General features: G+C 69.2%; 13 protein-coding genes. 12 read left to right on the forward strand and 1 reads right to left on the reverse strand.

The window, feature by feature from the left end:
* The first annotated feature begins 23 nt into the window (after positions 1–23).
* From IEY91_RS07135 to IEY91_RS07170, 8 genes are all read left to right on the forward strand, one after another.
* Positions 24–953: a carbohydrate ABC transporter permease gene (locus IEY91_RS07135; RefSeq protein ID WP_164319449.1), complete on the forward strand. Its 930-nt coding sequence runs from the start codon at positions 24–26 to the stop codon at positions 951–953.
* Between the two features lie 14 nt (positions 954–967).
* Positions 968–1,894 (forward strand): carbohydrate ABC transporter permease, encoded by a 927-nt coding sequence (locus IEY91_RS07140; protein WP_164319447.1) that lies wholly within the window; start codon positions 968–970, stop codon positions 1,892–1,894.
* A 197-nt stretch (positions 1,895–2,091) separates the two neighbouring features.
* Complete coding sequence (locus tag IEY91_RS07145) at positions 2,092–3,291, forward strand: ROK family transcriptional regulator (RefSeq protein WP_164319444.1); 1,200 nt, start codon at positions 2,092–2,094, stop codon at positions 3,289–3,291.
* Positions 3,292–3,413: 122 nt separating this feature from the next.
* On the forward strand, positions 3,414–4,511 hold the full coding sequence (locus IEY91_RS07150; RefSeq protein WP_164319442.1) for a substrate-binding domain-containing protein: 1,098 nt from the start codon (positions 3,414–3,416) through the stop codon (positions 4,509–4,511).
* A gap of 184 nt (positions 4,512–4,695) precedes the next feature.
* Positions 4,696–5,496: an ATP-binding cassette domain-containing protein gene (locus IEY91_RS07155; protein ID WP_164319440.1), complete on the forward strand. Its 801-nt coding sequence runs from the start codon at positions 4,696–4,698 to the stop codon at positions 5,494–5,496.
* A complete protein-coding gene (locus tag IEY91_RS07160; RefSeq protein ID WP_164319438.1) occupies positions 5,493–6,809 on the forward strand; it encodes a sugar ABC transporter permease in 1,317 nt (438 codons plus the stop codon). The genes IEY91_RS07155 and IEY91_RS07160 overlap by 4 nt, the downstream gene beginning before the upstream one ends.
* A gap of 257 nt (positions 6,810–7,066) precedes the next feature.
* Complete coding sequence (dxs, locus tag IEY91_RS07165; RefSeq protein ID WP_164328111.1) at positions 7,067–8,995, forward strand: 1-deoxy-D-xylulose-5-phosphate synthase; 1,929 nt, start codon at positions 7,067–7,069, stop codon at positions 8,993–8,995.
* Between the two features lie 188 nt (positions 8,996–9,183).
* Positions 9,184–10,707, forward strand: coding sequence for an amino acid permease (locus tag IEY91_RS07170; RefSeq protein WP_164319436.1), 1,524 nt, complete (start codon positions 9,184–9,186; stop codon positions 10,705–10,707).
* A gap of 113 nt (positions 10,708–10,820) precedes the next feature.
* On the opposite strand, the gene IEY91_RS07175 is transcribed toward IEY91_RS07170, so the two are convergent.
* Positions 10,821–11,738, reverse strand: coding sequence for a hypothetical protein (locus IEY91_RS07175; protein WP_189173273.1), 918 nt, complete (start codon positions 11,736–11,738; stop codon positions 10,821–10,823).
* A gap of 77 nt (positions 11,739–11,815) precedes the next feature.
* Here IEY91_RS07175 and IEY91_RS07180 point away from each other — a divergent pair, with 77 nt between their 5' ends.
* From IEY91_RS07180 to IEY91_RS07195, 4 genes are all read left to right on the forward strand, one after another.
* Positions 11,816–13,024, forward strand: coding sequence for a CapA family protein (locus tag IEY91_RS07180; RefSeq protein WP_164319432.1), 1,209 nt, complete (start codon positions 11,816–11,818; stop codon positions 13,022–13,024).
* Positions 13,025–13,314: 290 nt separating this feature from the next.
* Positions 13,315–15,546, forward strand: coding sequence for a HAMP domain-containing protein (locus IEY91_RS07185; protein WP_189173274.1), 2,232 nt, complete (start codon positions 13,315–13,317; stop codon positions 15,544–15,546).
* Positions 15,547–15,552: 6 nt separating this feature from the next.
* Positions 15,553–17,244 (forward strand): poly-gamma-glutamate synthase PgsB, encoded by a 1,692-nt coding sequence (pgsB, locus tag IEY91_RS07190; RefSeq protein WP_189173275.1) that lies wholly within the window; start codon positions 15,553–15,555, stop codon positions 17,242–17,244.
* On the forward strand, positions 17,241–17,723 hold the full coding sequence (locus tag IEY91_RS07195) for a poly-gamma-glutamate biosynthesis protein PgsC/CapC (protein WP_164319426.1): 483 nt from the start codon (positions 17,241–17,243) through the stop codon (positions 17,721–17,723). Before pgsB ends, IEY91_RS07195 begins: the two co-directional genes overlap by 4 nt.
* Positions 17,724–17,730 lie beyond the last annotated feature (7 nt).

A 17,730-nucleotide genomic window follows, 5' to 3' on the forward strand; every position in this document is an offset into this window, starting at 1 on the left:
GGCAAGGCCAGGAGCAGGGTGTTATGCATCGGAAAAAGTACCCGTTCATCGCGGGTTTTCTCATTCTCCCCGTCGGGCTCTATGTATTGCTGGTGATCTGGCCCTACATCCAGACCATCAGCTACTCCTTCACCGACTGGAGCGGCGCCTCCCAGAACTTCAATTTCGTCGGCTTCGACAACTACACGGCACTGGCGAAGGACGACGTCTTCATCAAGGCGCTGCAGCACAATGCCCTGCTGCTCGTTCTGGTGCCGACCCTGACGATTCTGCTCTCGCTGTTCTTCGCCTTCATGGTGAATGTCGGCGGCCGCGGCGGCGCGGGCGGAGTGTCCGGCGTCAAGGGATCCGCTTTCTACCGCATCATCTTCTTCTTCCCGCAGGTCCTCTCCATCGCCATCCTCGCCATCCTCTTCAAGGCGGTCTACCGCGGCGACGACTCGGGCCTCATCAACGGCTCGCTCCAGGCGATCGGCCTCGGCGACAAGAGCAACCCGACGGAGTGGCTCAACGACCCGGACCTGGTGCTCTGGTGCATCGTGTTCGTGATGGTCTGGGCCGGGGCCGGCTTCTACATGGTGCTGTTCTCGGCCGCCATGCAGTCCATCCCCAAGGACATCTACGAGGCGGCGCTGCTCGACGGCGCGGGGAAGTTCCAGACCTTCTTCCGGGTCACCCTGCCGCTGCTCTGGGAGACCATCCAGACGGCCTGGGTGTTCCTCGCGATTCTCTCCATGGACGCGTTCCTGCTCATCTCCACCCTCACGTCACAGGACTTCGGCGGTGGCCCCGACCACAGCAGCGAGGTCATCTCGACGTACCTGATGCGCAACTTCCAGACGTACAGCAAGAGCGGGTACGCCTGCGCCATGGGGGTGGTGATGCTGCTGCTCACCCTGATCGTGTCCATCGTCACGCTGCGGCTCAGCCGCCGTGACCGCATCGAGTTCTGAGGGAGGCGCGAGCGATGACGGCTCCCGCGACTCAACCGCCTGCCACCAAGGTCAAGGTGCCGGGCCAGCGCGGCGGCGGACGCGGCCCCGGCAAGGACGGCATGGAGGGAAGGACCCTCAACGCCTTCTCGCACGGCTTCCTGGTGCTGTGGGCGGTCATGATCGTCCTGCCGCTGTTCTGGATCCTGCTCGGCAACTTCAAGACCGACTCCCAGATCAAGTCCAGCGCCTGGACCTGGCCCACCGAATGGACCTTCGACGCCTTCCAGCGCGGCTGGGAGAAGGGCGTCGGCGACTACCTGCTCAACACCCTGATCGTCATGGTCGTCTCGGTGCCGCTGACGATGCTGCTCGGCGCGATGGCGGCCTACGTGCTCGCCCGCTACGACTTCGTCGGCAACCGGTTCGTGTACTACTTCTTCGTCGCCGGGTCGATGTTCCCGGTGTTCCTGGCGCTCGTGCCGCTGTACTTCATGGTCGACCGGCTCGGCATGCTCAACACGTACCAAGGACTGATCCTGGTGTACGTCGCGTACTCGCTGCCGTTCACCGTGTTCTACCTGCACTCGTTCTTCCGGACGCTGCCCACCGCCATCCACGAGGCGGCGGTGATCGACGGCGCCTCGCACACCCGGGTGTTCTTCCAGATCATGGTGCCGATGGCGAAACCCGGACTGATCAGCGTCGGGATCTTCAACGTCCTCGGCCAGTGGAACCAGTACATCCTGCCGCTGACCCTGATGCAGAAGCAGAGCGGCGGCGACGAGGACCGCTCCATGCTCGCCCAGGGCCTGGTGAGCCTGATGAACCAGGGAAACTACGAGACCGACCTGCCCGCCCTGTACGCGGGCATGACCATCTCCATGATCCCGGTCCTTGTGGTCTACCTCTCCTTCCAGCGGCAGGTGCAGTCCGGCCTCACCGCGGCCACCATCAAGTGACGGCGGTCACGATCAAGTAGTCGAACGCGATCATGCCCATGGAACGCCCCGTACGCGGGGCGTTTCGTGTGCATGGTGTGACCTACTGGATTTTCGTCAAGGACTTGACTGCGGTAACACCTTCAGCACAGCTTGGAGTTCACAACTTGTACGGGCGGCGATGGCGCCGTCCGCCATAGGCGGGAGTGGATGAGTCGATGGAGACTCCGGGGTCGCAGTCGTCACTGCACCGAGCAAACCTCGAGCGGGTCGTGCGCGCGGTACGGCTCGCGGGATCGCTCACGCAGGCGGAGATCGCCAGGACGACGGGCCTGTCCGCCGCGACGGTATCCAACATCGTCCGCGAACTGAAGGACGGCGGCACCGTCGAGGTCACGCCCACGTCGGCGGGCGGCCGCCGGGCCCGCAGCGTCTCCCTCAGCGGCGACGCCGGCATGGTCATCGGCATCGACTTCGGCCACACCCACCTGCGCGTCGCGCTCGGCAACCTCGCCCACAAGGTGCTCGCCGAGGAGTCCGAGCCGCTGGACGTGGACGCCTCCGCCGCGCAGGGCTTCGACCGGGCCGAGCGCCTGGTCGGCAAGCTGATCGAGGCCACCGGCGTGGACCGCTCCAAGGTCGCGGGCGTCGGCCTCGGCGTGCCCGGACCCATCGACGTGGAGTCCGGCACCCTCGGCTCCACCGCGATCCTGCCGGGCTGGGCGGGCACCAAGCCCGCCGAGGAGCTCAAAGAGCGGCTCGGCGTGCCCGTGCACGTCGACAACGACGCCAACCTGGGCGCGCTCGGCGAGCTGGTCTGGGGGAGCGGCCGGGGCGTCAAGGACCTCGCGTACATCAAGGTCGCGAGCGGTGTCGGCGCCGGCCTGGTGATAAGCGGCCGGATCTACCGCGGACCCGGCGGCACGGCCGGAGAAATCGGGCATATCACCCTGGACGAGTCCGGCCCCGTCTGCCGCTGCGGCAACCGCGGCTGCCTGGAGACCTTCGCCGCCGCCCGGTACGTCCTGCCGCTGCTCCAGTCCAGCCACGGCAGCGATCTGACCATGGAGCGCGTGGTGGCCCTGGCCCGCGAGGGCGACCCCGGCTGCCGCCGCGTGATCGCCGACGTCGGCCGGCACATCGGCAGCGGTGTCGCGAACCTGTGCAACCTGCTGAACCCGAGCAGGGTCGTCCTGGGGGGCGCCCTGGCGGAGGCCGGGGAACTGGTCCTCGCGCCCATCAGGGAGTCCGTGGGGCGCTACGCCATCCCGAGTGCGGCACGCCAACTGTCCGTACTTCCCGGGGCACTTGGCCATCGTGCGGAGGTCCTCGGCGCGCTCGCGCTCGCGCTCAGCGAGATGGGTGATTCAACCCTTTTGGACGGGAGCCTGACGGCTGCCGCACCTGCCTTCACTTAGATAACGCATGGCACCGTTGTCATCTCGTTAAGGATTTACTCCTTGACGCGTGTCGGGTGGCCGAGTTGACTTCGAGCCACCTCGGCCGCAACGACGCGGCCACGTCAGGGAGGCACCCCCAAATGAACAGATTGACGCGCCGCGTCGGCATAGGCACCGTCACCGTTTCCCTCGCGCTGGCCTTGGCCGCATGCGGCGAGGCCGGTGACGGCGACGACAAGGGCAGTGGCGGCGACGGCAAGACCATCGGTCTGCTGCTGCCGGAGAACAAGACCACGCGTTACGAGACCTTCGACCGCCCCATCATGGAGGCGAAGATCAAGTCGCTGTGCGGCGACTGCGAGGTCAAGTACAACAACGCCGCGCAGGACATCGAGACCCAGAAGAAGCAGTTCGACGCCCTCATCACCCAGGGCGTCAAGGTGATCATCCTGGACTCCGTGGACTACAAGTCCACCAAGGGCTGGGTCGAGCGCGCCGACAAGCAGGGCGTCAAGGTCGTGGCGTACGACCGCCTCGCCGAGGGCCCGCTGTCCGCCTACGTGAGCTACGACAACGAGAAGATCGGCCGGCTCCAGGGCGGCGCCCTGGTCAAGGCGCTCGGCTCGGACGCCAAGAACGCCAACGTCGTCATGATCAACGGCTCGCCGACCGACCCGAACGCCCCGTTCTTCAAGAAGGGCGCCCACTCGGTGCTCGACAAGAACGTGAAGAAGATCGCGTACGAGCAGGACATCCCGGACTGGTCCCCGGACGAGGCCAACCGCAAGATGGCCACCGCCATCGACAAGCTCGGCAAGGACGGCATCGACGGCGTCTACAGCGCCAACGACGGCATGGCCGGCGGCATCATCACCGCCCTCAAGCAGCGCGGCATCGACGTGCCGGTGGGCGGCCAGGACGCCGAACTCGCCGGTGTGCAGCGCCTGTTGAGCGGCGACCAGGCCTTCACGATCTACAAGCAGATCAAGCCGGAGGCCGAGACCACCGCCGAGATCGCGGTGCGCCTGCTCAAGGGCAAGAAGATCGACGACCTCACCGACCGCAAGGTCAACTCGCTGAGCGGCGACTTCAAGGACATCCCCGCCAAGCTCTACGACGCGCAGGCGATCACCAAGGACGAGGTGGCCGACACCATCGTCAAGGACAAGGTCTACAAGGCCGGCGAGATCTGCACCAAGCAGTTCAAGAAGGCCTGCGACGAGGCCGGGATCAAGTAACTCCCGGTCAGGTCAAGGGTGTTGACGCGGCCCGATAGTCGCGAGACACCTTCCCCAGCGGTCCGGTGCCCGCCCGCTACATTCCGCCCCGCAGTCGGAGGGCGGGCACCGGGCACCTTGTTCCTTGCGCTGCCTGGTCACTTCCTGTGGCAGCACCATCCCCGCCGATCAGGCGGCGAAGGAGATGATTCACGTGTCCGCTACGCCCGTGCTGGCGTTGCGCGGGGTCTCCAAGCGGTTCGGCGCCGTCCAGGCGCTCACGGACGTAGACCTCGAGATCCGCACCGGTGAGGTGGTCGCCCTCGTCGGCGACAACGGCGCCGGAAAGTCCACCCTCGTCAAGACCATTTCCGGGGTCCACCCCATCGACGAGGGCGCCATCGAGTGGGAGGGCCGGACGGTCCGCATCGGCCGCCCGCACGACGCCCAGAACCTCGGCGTGGCCACCGTCTACCAGGACCTCGCGCTCTGCGACAACCTCGACGTCGTCGCCAACCTGTTCCTCGGTAGCGAGCTGAAGAGCGCCTCCGTCCTGGACGAGATCAAGATGGAGAAGCGCGCCCGGGAGCTCCTGGACACCCTGTCCATCCGCATCCCCAGCGTCCGCATCCCCGTCGCCGCCCTCTCCGGCGGCCAGCGGCAGGTCGTCGCCATCGCCCGCGCGCTGGTCGGCGACCCCAAGGTCGTCATCCTCGACGAGCCCACCGCCGCCCTCGGCGTCGAGCAGACCGCGCAGGTCCTCGACCTCGTCGAGCGGCTGCGCGAGCGCGGCCACGGCGTCATCCTCATCAGCCACAACATGGCCGACGTGCAGGCCGTCGCCGACCGGGTCGCGGTCCTGCGCCTCGGCCGCAACAACGGCGTCTTCACGGTCGCCGACACCACCCCCGAAGAAGTCATCGCCGCCATCACGGGCGCCACGGACAACGCCGTGACCCGCCGCAGGGCGCGCACGGCCACGGCACCGAAGGAGGACGCGAAGTGAGCGACCTCGCCAAGACCCCCGACACGCAGAAGGTCCGTGCGGCCACCGGGGGGACCGTGGACGCCGAGCCGTCCGCGACCCCGTCCGCGGCCGTCGACCCGCGTCTGCTCGTGCGCGAGCAGGGCTTCGCCGGCTACTGGACGGAGTTCCTCCGCAAGGTGCGCGGCGGTGAGCTCGGCTCGCTGCCCGTCGTCGTCGGTCTGATCGTCATCGCGCTTGTCTTCCAGCTGCAGAACGACAAGTTCCTGTCCGCTTCCAGCCTCGCCAACATCGCGGTGTTCACCTCCGGCGTCGGCATCATGTCCGTCGGCATCGTCTTCGTGCTGCTGCTCGGCGAGATCGACCTGTCCGTCGGCTCCGTCGCCGGTACGGGCGCCGCCATCTGGGCGGTCCTGAGCGTCACCCACGGGTGGGGCGACTGGCTCTCGGTGTTCGTGGCGATCGGCTCCGGCCTGGTGATCGGCGCCTTGCACGGATTCTTCTTCGCCAAGATCGGCGTACCGGCCTTCGTGGTCACCCTGGCGGGCTTCCTCGGCTGGAGCGGTCTGCAGATCTGGCTGATGGGCAAGGAGGGCAGCATCAACACGCCCACCGGCTCCGTCGTGGAGGACCTCACCACCCACTTCTACGCCGACAAGGCCGCCGCCTACGGCCTCGCCCTGATCGCCGTGCTCGCCTACGCCGGCTCCCAGCTCCTGGACGCCAAGCGCCGCAAGGCCGCGGGGCTGCCCTCGCGGCCGCTCAGCGAGATCCTGCTGCGCACCGGCCTGCTCACGGTCCTCGCGTTCGTCGTGGCGTACTTCCTGAACGAGCCCGAGGGCGCCCGCGGCCTGCCGCTGGCCCTGGTCCTGTTCCTGGCCGTGCTCGTCATCGCCGACTTCGTGGCCCGCCGCACCACCTTCGGCCGCCAGGTCTTCGCGGTCGGCGGCAACGCGGAGGCCGCGCGCCGCGCGGGCATCAACGTGGACCGCATCCGGATCACCGTGTTCGCGATCTCCGGCATGCTCGCCGCCTTCGGCGGGCTCTTCATCGCGAGCCTCTCCGGCGGCGCGACCAAGAGCCTCGGCAGCGGCAACACCCTGATGATCGTGATCGCGGCGGCCGTCATCGGCGGCACCAGCCTCTTCGGCGGCCGCGGCAAGATCTGGTCCGCCATGCTCGGCATGCTCGTGATCCAGTCGATCCAGCAGGGCCTGAACCTGCAGGGCATGCCCAGTGAGATCCAGTACATGATCACCGGCGCGGTGCTGCTCGCCGCCGTCGTGATCGACTCCGTCTCCCGCCGGACCCAGAAGTCCGCAGGCCGCGCCTGATTTCGCGGCCCCGTGCCCGGTACCGGTCATTCCGGTACCGGGCACGCCCATGTCCGCGCGCGGGAATCGAATAGGAACATACGTTCCCACGCGGGGCGCGATTTCCCCGGCCCCGCCCGGTCGTACCAGTAGATTTACAGCCGATCGCGTGACGTAATACTCCTGGCCCGGACTCCGTCGTCAGCGGCGGAACATTAGACTCGACTGGCCCGGCAATGCTCGAACAGCGCTACACGCTCTACTGCAAGGAGGCACGGGTGCCGCTGCTGACCCGCATCACGGGACCGCGCGATCTGGACCTGCTCGGCCCTGAACAGCTCAACGAGCTGGCGGACGAGATCCGCGGCTTCCTCGTCGACGCAGTCTCCAAGACCGGCGGCCACCTCGGCCCCAACCTCGGCGTCGTGGAGCTGACCATCGCGCTGCACCGCGTCTTCGAGTCCCCGAAGGACAAGGTCCTCTGGGACACCGGCCACCAGGCCTACGTGCACAAGCTGCTCACCGGCCGCCAGGACTTCTCCAAGCTGCGCGCCAAGGGCGGCCTCTCGGGCTACCCCGCGCGCGCCGAGTCCGACCACGACGTGATCGAGAACAGCCACGCCTCCACGGTCCTCGGCTGGGCGGACGGCCTGGCCAAGGCCAACGAGGTCCGCGGCAAGGACGACCACGTCGTCGCCGTCATCGGTGACGGAGCCCTCACCGGCGGCATGGCCTGGGAGGCCCTGAACAACATCGCGGCCGCCAAGGACCGCCCCCTGGTCATCGTGGTCAACGACAACGAGCGGTCGTACGCCCCCACGATCGGCGGCCTCGCCAACCACCTGGCGACCCTGCGCACCACGGACGGCTACGAGCGCTTCCTGGCCCGCGGCAAGGACCTCCTGGAGCGCACACCGGTCGTCGGCAAGCCGCTGTACGAGACGCTGCACGGCGCCAAGAAGGGCCTGAAGGACTTCATCGCCCCGCAGGGCATGTTCGAGGACCTCGGCCTGAAGTACGTCGGCCCGATCGACGGCCACGACATGGAGGCCCTGGAGTCCGCCCTGCAGCGCGCCAAGCGCTTCCGCGGCCCGGTCATCGTGCACTGCCTCACCGAGAAGGGCCGCGGCTACCAGCCCGCCGAGGAGGACGAGGCCGACCACTTCCACGGCATCGGCCCCATCCACCCCGACACCGGCCTGCCCATCACCGCCGGCGGCATGGACTGGACCTCCGTCTTCGGCGAGGAGATGGTCAAGCTCGGCCGCGAGCGCGAGGACATCGTCGCGATCACCGCCGCGATGCTCCAGCCCGTCGGCCTGAAGAAGTTCGCCGAGGAGTTCCCCGACCGGGTCTACGACGTCGGCATCGCCGAGCAGCACGCCGCCGTGAGCGCCGCGGGCCTCGCCACCGGCGGCGTCCACCCCGTCTTCGCCGTGTACGCGACCTTCCTCAACCGCGCCTTCGACCAGCTCCTGATGGACGTGGCCCTGCACAAGTGCGGCGTCACCTTCGTCCTGGACCGCGCGGGCGTCACCGGCACCGACGGCGCCTCGCACAACGGCATGTGGGACATGTCGATCCTCCAGTGCGTGCCCACCCTGCGCATCGCCGCGCCCCGCGACGCCGACCAGGTCCGCCTCCAGCTCCGCGAGGCCGTCGAGGTCGACGACGCGCCGACCGTCGTGCGCTACTCCAAGGGCGCCGTCGGCCCCGCGGTGAAGGCCGTCGGCAAGGTCGGCGGCATGGACGTGCTGCGCAAGCCGGACACGGGCCGACCCGACGTGCTGCTCGTCTCCGTCGGCGCGCTCGCCCCGATGTGCCTGGAGATCGCCGGCCTGCTCGACAAGCAGGGCATCTCCACCACCGTCGTCGACCCCCGCTGGGTCAAGCCGGTCGACGAGGCGATGGCCCCGCTCGCCGAGCAGCACCGCGTGGTCGTGACCGTCGAGGACAACTCCCGCGCGGGCGGCGTCGGTTCGGCCGTCGCGCAGGCCCTGCGGGACGCGGGCGTGGACGTGCCGCTGCGCGACTTCGGCATCCCGCCGCGCTTCCTCGACCACGCCTCGCGCAAGGAGGTCATGGCGGAGATCGGCCTGACGGCCCCGGACATCGCGCGCCAGGTCACCGGCCTGGTCGCCAAGCTCGACGGCCGCTTCGAGCGCAACGCGACGTCCGTGGACTCCGTGGAGCCCGCGCGCGACTGACGTACGCGAACGACGTACGCGACTGACGTACGAGGCTGAAGTACACGACCGATGTGTCCGGATGGGCCGGTTTCACCACCGTGAAGAGTGGTGAAACCTGCCCATTTGCGTGAATCCACCCGCGTCGGGGCATAACCATGGCGCCCCCTCTCGATCATGTCGAGGACGACAAGCGTGGGAGGTACGCCGTGAGCAGCACCCTCTTCCGGACGAAGAAGGTCGAGCAGTCCATCCTCGACACCGAGGAGCCAGAGCACGCGCTCAAGAAATCCTTGTCCGCTCTGGACCTGACCGTCTTCGGCGTCGGTGTCATCATCGGCACCGGCATCTTCGTCCTCACCGGCACGGTCGCCAAGAACAACGCCGGGCCCGCAGTCGCCCTGGCCTTCGTGGTGGCGGGCGTCGTCTGCGCCCTCGCCGCCCTCTGCTACGCGGAGTTCGCCTCCACGCTCCCGGTGGCGGGATCGGCGTACACGTTCTCGTACGCCTCGCTCGGCGAGCTGCCCGCCTGGATCATCGGCTGGGACCTCGTCCTGGAATTCGCGCTCGGCACGGCGGTGGTCGCCGTCGGCTGGTCGGGGTACATCGCGTCGCTGCTCGACAACGCGGGCTGGCATCTGCCCGAGGCGCTCGGCAGCAGAGACGCGGCTGACGGCTTCGGCTTCGACATCCTCGCGGCCGCCCTGGTCCTGGTGCTCACCGTCATCCTCGTCCTCGGCATGAAGCTCTCCGCGCGCATCACCTCCCTCGTCGTCGCCATCAAGGTGATCGTCGTCCTCGTCGTGATCATCGCGGGCGCCTTCTTCATCAAGGGCGACAACTACGACCCGTTCATCCCCAAGGCCCAGGAGGTGGAGGCGGGCAGCGGACTGCACTCCCCGCTGATCCAGCTCATGTTCGGCTGGGCGCCGAGCAACTTCGGCGTGATGGGCATCTTCACCGCCGCCTCCGTCGTCTTCTTCGCCTTCATCGGCTTCGACGTCGTGGCCACCGCCGCGGAGGAGACCAAGGACCCGCAGCGGGCCATGCCGCGCGGCATCCTCGGCTCGCTGCTCATCTGCACCACGCTCTACGTGGCCGTGTCGATCGTCGTCACCGGCATGCAGCACTACAGCGAACTCTCCGTGGACGCCCCGCTCGCCGACGCCTTCAAGGCCACAGGACACCCCTGGTACGCGGGCTTCATCAGCTTCGGCGCCGCCGTCGGCCTGACCACGGTCTGCATGATCCTGCTGCTCGGCCAGACCCGGGTGTTCTTCGCGATGAGCCGCGACGGACTGCTTCCGCGCTTCTTCTCCCGCGTCCACCCGCGCTTCAAGACCCCGCACCGGCCGACCATCCTGCTCGGCGTGATCATCGCGGTCGTGGCCGGCTTCACCCCGCTGAGCGAACTCGCCGAGCTGGTGAACATCGGCACCCTGTTCGCCTTCGTGATCGTCGCGCTTGGCGTGATCATCCTCCGCAGGACCAGGCCCGACCTGCACCGCTCCTTCCGCACCCCGTGGGTGCCCGTCCTGCCGATCCTGTCCGTCGGCGCCTCGCTGTGGCTGATGCTCAACCTGCCCGCCGAGACCTGGGTCCGCTTCGCCGGCTGGATGATCCTCGGCGTCGTCGTCTACTTCCTCTACAGCCGCTCGCACAGCCGTCTGGGACGGCACGAGGAGACGACGGTGGGCCAGGTACTCCGCCCGCCGGGTCGCGAAAGCGAGTAGTCGCGCCGCCCGAGCGGGCGGCGACATCGCCCGGCAATCCGGCCCCGTATGTTCCGCTTCGGCGTGAACTGCGGGGCCGGTCGGCGTGCGGGCCGTGCTCGGACGGGCAGGGCCTACATGCGGCGCCAGTCCCGCGTGACCGTGGTCATCGCCGCCACCGCCGCCTTCAAGTGCTTGCGGTGGTCGCGGATCCTGGGGCTGAACTCGACGTGCAGGAACTCCGTTTCCTGGGCCCAGGCGTTGCGGCCCTGGACGTTCTTGCGGCCTTCGAGGGGGCAGGAGCGGGCCCAGGCGCGGCACACGTCGTAGCCACGCCGGCGCAGCGCGTCCGCGAGGTCGCGGCCCTCCCGCACCGCCTCGCGGCCCTTGACCGTGGAGGCGACCACGTCGTGCCGGGGCGCGGAGTCGTCCGCCATCCCGTGCACCTGGATGCCGGGCACGCCACGCTTCGCCAACTCGTCGCAGATGGCGTGGAACACGCTCCTCCGGTGGTGCGCCACGTCCGCCTCGTCGCCGCGCCCAGCTTTGCGATGTGCCCCCGCAAGGACCATGACGCCGCCGGACGAGCGGCTGAGCAAGGCGGCCCCGAGCCGCTCGGTGTTGCGGTCGGCGACCGGGTGCGGCACCTGCACGGACCAGCGGATCGGGGAGTCGAGGTCCACGTACACACGGCCCCAGCCGCGGGGTGCCGCCGCGTCCTCGGAGCGGTCGGACACCTCGGCGTAGCGCCGTCCGGTGCCGGAGTCGGTGACCGTGCGCACCTGGAAGTCGACGTCGGCCAGTCGGCGTTCGGCCCGCGCGCGGTGGCGGTCCAGGAGCAGGCCCACGCCTTCGGCGACGGCGTGCCGCTCGGTGCGCGAGGGGCGGCGGTAGCCGCTGTCCTCGGAGAAGCCCGCGGTGTATCCGGTGACCACGTCCTCCAGGCCGGTGCGGGAGCCGTCGTCGTCCGCCGCGGACCTCGGGCGGTCGTCGTGCGACGACGAGGTGCACTGGGTGAGGCTCAGCACGCCCGCCGTGACCGCGGCGAGCACCGCGAGCCTCCTGCGCCGCTTTGCGATTGTTATCGACCGAATTGGAGGGTGAGTCATGGTTGTATAAAGATAGCCCCGTGACCACACGCCCTTCTCGCAGGCTCATAGCCGTCTGCGCAGCCTCGATCGCCCTGCTCGCAAGCGCCACCGCCTGCGGCCCGTTCGGCGACGACGGCGAGGCCGCCGACGACGGCGGCCCCGCCTTCACCGTCGCCGCCGCCGGCGACATCCTCATCCACCCCGAACTCACCGAGCAGGCACGCAAGGACGCCAAGGCGACCGGCAAGGGCGAGAAGGGGATCGACTTCGGCCCGATGATGGCCGGCATCAAGCCGGTGATCAGCAAGGCCGACCTCGGGATCTGCCACTTCGAGCCGGTGGTCGGCACGCCGACCGGTCCTTTCCAGGGCTTCCCGGACTTCATCGTGCCGCCGCAGATCACCACCGCGGTCAAGGGCGTCGGCTACGACCAGTGCTCCAGCGTCTCCAACCACAGCCTCGACCACGGCCCCGCCGGTGTCACCCGCACCCTCGACGCCCTCGACAAGGCGGGACTGCGGCACACCGGAACGGCACGGAACAAGGCGGAGGCGGACAAACCGCTCATCACCAACGTCAAGGGCGTCAAGGTCGGCCAAATCGCCTTCGCCCTCGGCTTCAACGGCCGCCAGGTCCCCAAGGACAAGCCCTGGCTCGCCAACCTGACCGACTTCGACCGGATCGCCGCCGCCGAGAAGAAGGCCCGCGCCGCGGGCGCCGAGGTCGTGATCCTGAGCATCCACTGGGGCAAGGAGCACCAGCCCAACGCCGCCGCCCAGCAGGTCGAACTCGGCCGCAGGATCGCCAAGGAGACCGGCATCGACCTCGTGGTCGGCCACCACGCCCACGTCGTGCAGCCGATGGAGAAGGTCGACGGCACCTGGATCGCGTACGGACTCGGCAATCAGATCGCCCGGCACGACAAGCCCAGCGGACTGACCGAGGAGGGCGTCATCGGCTGGTTCGAGTTCCACAAGCGCGGCGGCAAGTGGGACGTCGACGCCAAGTACGTGCCCACGTTCACGGAGATCCCGCCGGACCCGGACGAGGACGGCGCCGCCCTGCCCAAGGACGCGGTCAAGAACAACCGGCTGCTCGACGTGGCCGCCGCGCTGCGCGACGGCGACAAGCTCACCGACCAGCAGCGCGCCCGCTACCGCCTCGCCTTCGAGCGCACCGAGGGCACCCTGCTCAACCGCGGCGGCGGCAAGGACGGCCTCGAATCCCTGGAGAAGCTGCCGGACTGAGAACTCTCGGTGAACTCCAGGTAGCACGTGAATGGCCCTTGTGACGGGCCGTGAATCGATCTTTGACGTAGCTCACATCTCACTGCTTTCGTACATCCTTCCGGGCCCGTCATGGGTCATGACATTCCAGATCGCACCCGTGCGCCCGCTCGTGCCGGGGGTGCGTCACCCCTGCCCGCACGTCCACCCGCATCACCCCAGTGCCACCACCCGTGTCACTCCAGGAGAGGAGCACCCCCTTGGCCGCTTCGACCACGAAGCGGCGGCACAAGGTCCGCCGAAGGACCGACATGTCACTCATCGGAGGCATCCGGCCCCCGATCGCCGTGCTGTCGGTCCTGCTCCTTGCCCTGGCGGGCGTCACCGCCCTCACTCTTGGCCGCGTCGGCCAGGAAGCCGTCCCCAAGGCAGTCAAGTCGTCCCAGCAGCACTTCGCCGAGGACGGCGCCATCGCGCTGCGCGCGTCCATCGACGAGAGCGTCACCGACCTCACCCGGACCGCGGACCTGTTCAACGCGTCCGACCCGGTGCCCGCCGACGCCGTACTCGACAAGATCGGCAGCGTCTACCAGAAGTGGATGGGCACCGCCGTCGTCGAGATCCGCTCGGGCAAGCTCATGGCCGCCCGCGGTGAGAACGTCCCGCTGGCCGCCATCGACCGCTCCAAGCTGAGCGACGACCACGGGCTCGACCCGCGCATGGTGCGCCTGGAGAACGGCGAGACCCGGCTCCTCGCGTTCTCCGTCCTCGCCTGGAAGGGCCAGCCGCAGCAGCTCCTTGTCGCATCGAGCAGCCTGCGCTTCCCCGGCATCAGCCTCGGCAACTTCCGCTCCATCGCCGTCGTCGGCGACGACGGCAAGGTGCTGAGCACCGACGGCATCCCCGAGCCGGAGCAGGTCAGCACCGACGAGGAGCGCGCGGAGGTCAAGGCCTCCAACGAGCGGCTCAAGGGCTTCGCCGAGACCGCGGCGAAGAAGTCCCGCAGCCACCCGCTGCTCTCCAAGGAGCCCGGCTCCGGCGGCTATCTCGGCGTCAGCGGCCACCTGATCGGCGAGCGCCACCTCGGTGAGCGCTCCGTCGCGGGCTACGCCTCGCTCGCCGCCCCCGAGGCCGGCGAGTCCACGGTGGCCACCCGGCTCGGCCTCAGCGTCGTCGCCATGGTCCCGGTCGCCGAGGACCCCAAGCGCAGCACCAGCTCCGCCTTCGGCCTGCTCGCCGCGGGCGCGCTGCTCCTCATCGGCGGCCTGACCGTGTTCTTCCTCCTGCACACCGTGCAGCGCCCGCTGATCCGGCTGTTCCTGGAGAGCCGCAGGCTCACCCGCGGCGACCTCAACCGGCCGGTGTCCGTGCCCAAGTTCGGCGAGGCCGCCCGCATCGGCGCCGCCCTGGAGCGGCTGCGCCGCCAGCTGACCGGCGAACCCGCGGCGAAGGCCAAGCCCACCGGGCGCCGCAAGCTCGGCGTCCGGACCCTGGTCGCGGTCGCCGGCGTGCTGCTGCTCGTCTGGGCGGGGCCGCTGTTGCTGCTCCTCAACCGCGCGGGCGACAGCGTCCAGGTGCCGCAGCAGATGGTCAACGACCAGCGTGAGCGCACCGACACCCTCTCCGACCGGGTCCGCCGCGCCCTCAACGAAGGCCACGCCGACCTCACCTCGGTGGCCTCGCTGATCGGCGCCAAGACCGAGGGCGACGAGATGGACAAGGTCCTCGACAGCACTCTGAACCAGCACTCGCGCTACCGCTCGCTGTACGTCATCGACAAGACCGGCGACGTCCTCGCCGAGGCCGGCGGCGATCCGCGCGGCGCCGGCGACAAGCCGTCCGACCAGCCGGTCCGCGTGGTCGACGAGGACGGCAAGGAGCCGGTGATCATCGGCACCGCCGAGGTGCCCGGACGCCAGGGCGCGGCCGTGGTGGGCGAGTTCCGCATCGAGTTCCTCAACTCGATGCTCAAGCGCCCCGGCCTCGGCGAGGTACGCGTCGTCGACAAGGACCGCAAGATCATCGGCGGCAACACCGGCTACCGCGAGTTCCAGGGGCTGCCCAGCGACCGCCTCGACGGGCTCGTCGAGGGCACCGGCCAGAAGGTCGGCGGCAAGCCGCGCCCCAGCGGCGTGCTCTACCGCACCGGCGACGGCATCCAGATCGCCGCCGCGGCCCCGTTCGCCGGTGGCGGCGCGGCCGAGAAGCTCGGCTGGTCCGTGGTGAGCTGGCAGCCCGCATCGGCCCTCGCCATCCCCGAGTACACCCTGCAGAACCGCACGGTCCTCGCGGGCATGCTCGGCGTCACCGCGGCCGCGGGCTGCCTCGGCTGGCTGCACATCATCGTGGTGCGGCCGCTGCGCAAGCTCGCCGAACAGGCGGAGGCGCTGGCCGACGGCGACCGCAAGACCGTCCTGTACCCCGTCCACCACGACGAGGTCGGCGCCGTCACCCGCAGCCTCGAACTGATCAGGCAGCAGCTGCCGTCCAGCGCGCAGCGCAAGCGGGACGGCGCCACGGCCGGTCTCGCCGGAAGGAACTGAACCGCCGTGCTCTTCCTCTTCACCGTCCTGGTGGTGTGCTGCGCCGTCCTGCTCGTCGCGGGTGTGATCGAGCAGCGGCGGCACTTCACCAACCTGGAACACATACCGTCGCGGGTGCTGGTCAACGGCATCCGCGGCAAGAGCTCCATCACCCGCCTGTGCGCGGGCGCGCTGCGCGGCGGCGACCTGACCACGGTCGCCAAGACCACCGGCACGGCCGCCCGGTTCATCCACCCGGACGCCACCGAGGAGCCGGTCTACCGCAAGTTCGGCATCGCCAACGTCGTGGAGCAGATCGGCATCGTCCGGCGCGCGGCGGCGTACAACCCGGACGCCCTGGTCATCGAGTGCATGGCGGTCATGCCGGCGCTCCAGGAGATCAACCAGTCCAAGCTGATCCGCTCCACCATCGGCGTGCTCTGCAACGTCCGCGAGGACCACCTCGCCGAGATGGGCCCGACCCTGGACGACGTGGCGCGCTCCCTTTCGCGCTCCATGCCGGAGAACGGCATCTGCGTCACCGCCGAGAAGGACCGCTTCGCGATCCTCAAGGAGGAGGCCGACGCGCGGAACTGCGAGCTGATCTACGCCGACCCCGAGACGGTGTCCGACGACGAGCTGCGCGGCTTCAGCTGGTTCACCTTCAAGGAGAACGTGTCGATCGCGCTGAAGGTCGCCGAACTCCTCGGCGTCGGCCGCGAGGTCGCTCTCCAGGGCATGTACGACGCGCCGCCGGACCCCGGTGTCCTCTCCGTCGAGCGGTACGTCACCGAGGAGGGCAAGAAGCTCCGCTTCGCCAACGTCTTCGCGGCCAACGACCCCGAGTCGACGCTGATGAACATCAACCAGCTCCTCGACCTCGGCGCCATCCACCGGCCGCTGAACGTCGTCATCAACTGCCGCCCCGACCGCGTCGAGCGCAACGGCCAGATGGGCGAGATCATCCCGGACCTGCAGCCGGACAAGGTCTTCGTCATCGGCCACCCCGCCAAGTCCGCCATCGACGCGATCCCCGCGGACTGGCGCTCGCGCGCCGTCGACCTCGGCGGCGACCGGCGCGACCCGGAGGAGTTCATGGGCCAGCTGCTCGGGCAGCTCGGCGCCGACTCCTCGCTCGTCGCCATCGGCAACATCCACGGCCAGGGCGAGGTGCTCCTTGAGCATCTCGCCGAGCTCCCCGCCGACGAGAGCGAGGACCCGGCGACCCCCGCCGCCCCGGCCGGCGAGTCCGCCAACGAGACCACCGGCAGCCACCAGCTGTACGAGCCGCACATCGACCCGTACCAGCACTACCCGGAGGCGTACGAGACGCGGTACACGCAGACGGGATCGCTCCGGGTGGTCCCGCCGCCGCAGGTGCCGGTGCAGCACTATCCGTCGTACGACGGGCATGCCGCGCACGATCCGTACGCGGCGCAGGGGTCGTACCAGGGCCAGGGTTCGTACGCCGCGCAGGATCCGTACGCCGCGCAGGATCCGTACGCCGCTCAGGACCCGTACGCGGCACAGCAGGCGTCGGCCTACGGGACGCAGGCTCCGTACGACGCGTACGCCCAGCAGCAGTACCAACAGCACCAGCAGCCCCAGCCCCAGCCCCAACCTCCCGCCCCCCGCGGCCTGTTCGAGCCGCGCGTCCCGCCCGCCCCGCCCGCCGCGGATGAAACCCAGCAGTGGCACAGCCCAGGAGAGCAGCGTTGATCCCGTCCGTCCTCACCCCCGAGATCGCCGCGGTCGGCATCGCGCTCGGGCTGCTGTTCTCGCTCGTCTGCTATCTGACGACGAACCTGTCGCCCGGCGGCATGATCACGCCGGGCTGGCTCGCGCTGACCCTCGTCGAGGACCTCCAGCGCGCCGCCATGGTGGTCGGCGTCACCGTCCTGACGTACGTCTGCGTCCTGCTGATGCAGCGCTTCGTCATCCTCTACGGCAAGCGCCTGTTCGCCGCGGTCGTGCTGACCGGTGTGGTGCTCCAGGCCACCGTGATGATCGTGCTCTCGCTCGAGTTCCCGCTGATGTACAGCAACCAGACCCTCGGCTTCATCGTGCCGGGCCTGATCGCCTACCAGCTGGTCCGTCAGCCCAAGGGCCCCACCCTGCTCGCCACGGGCTCGGTGACCCTCATGGCCTATGTCGTCCTCACGGCCGGGATCCTCCTCGGCTTCATGCCCTCCGCCTGACCTACCG

Origin of the sequence: Streptomyces lasiicapitis, from assembly GCF_014646335.1 — a bacterium.
In the GTDB taxonomy this organism is placed as follows: domain Bacteria; phylum Actinomycetota; class Actinomycetes; order Streptomycetales; family Streptomycetaceae; genus Streptomyces; species Streptomyces lasiicapitis.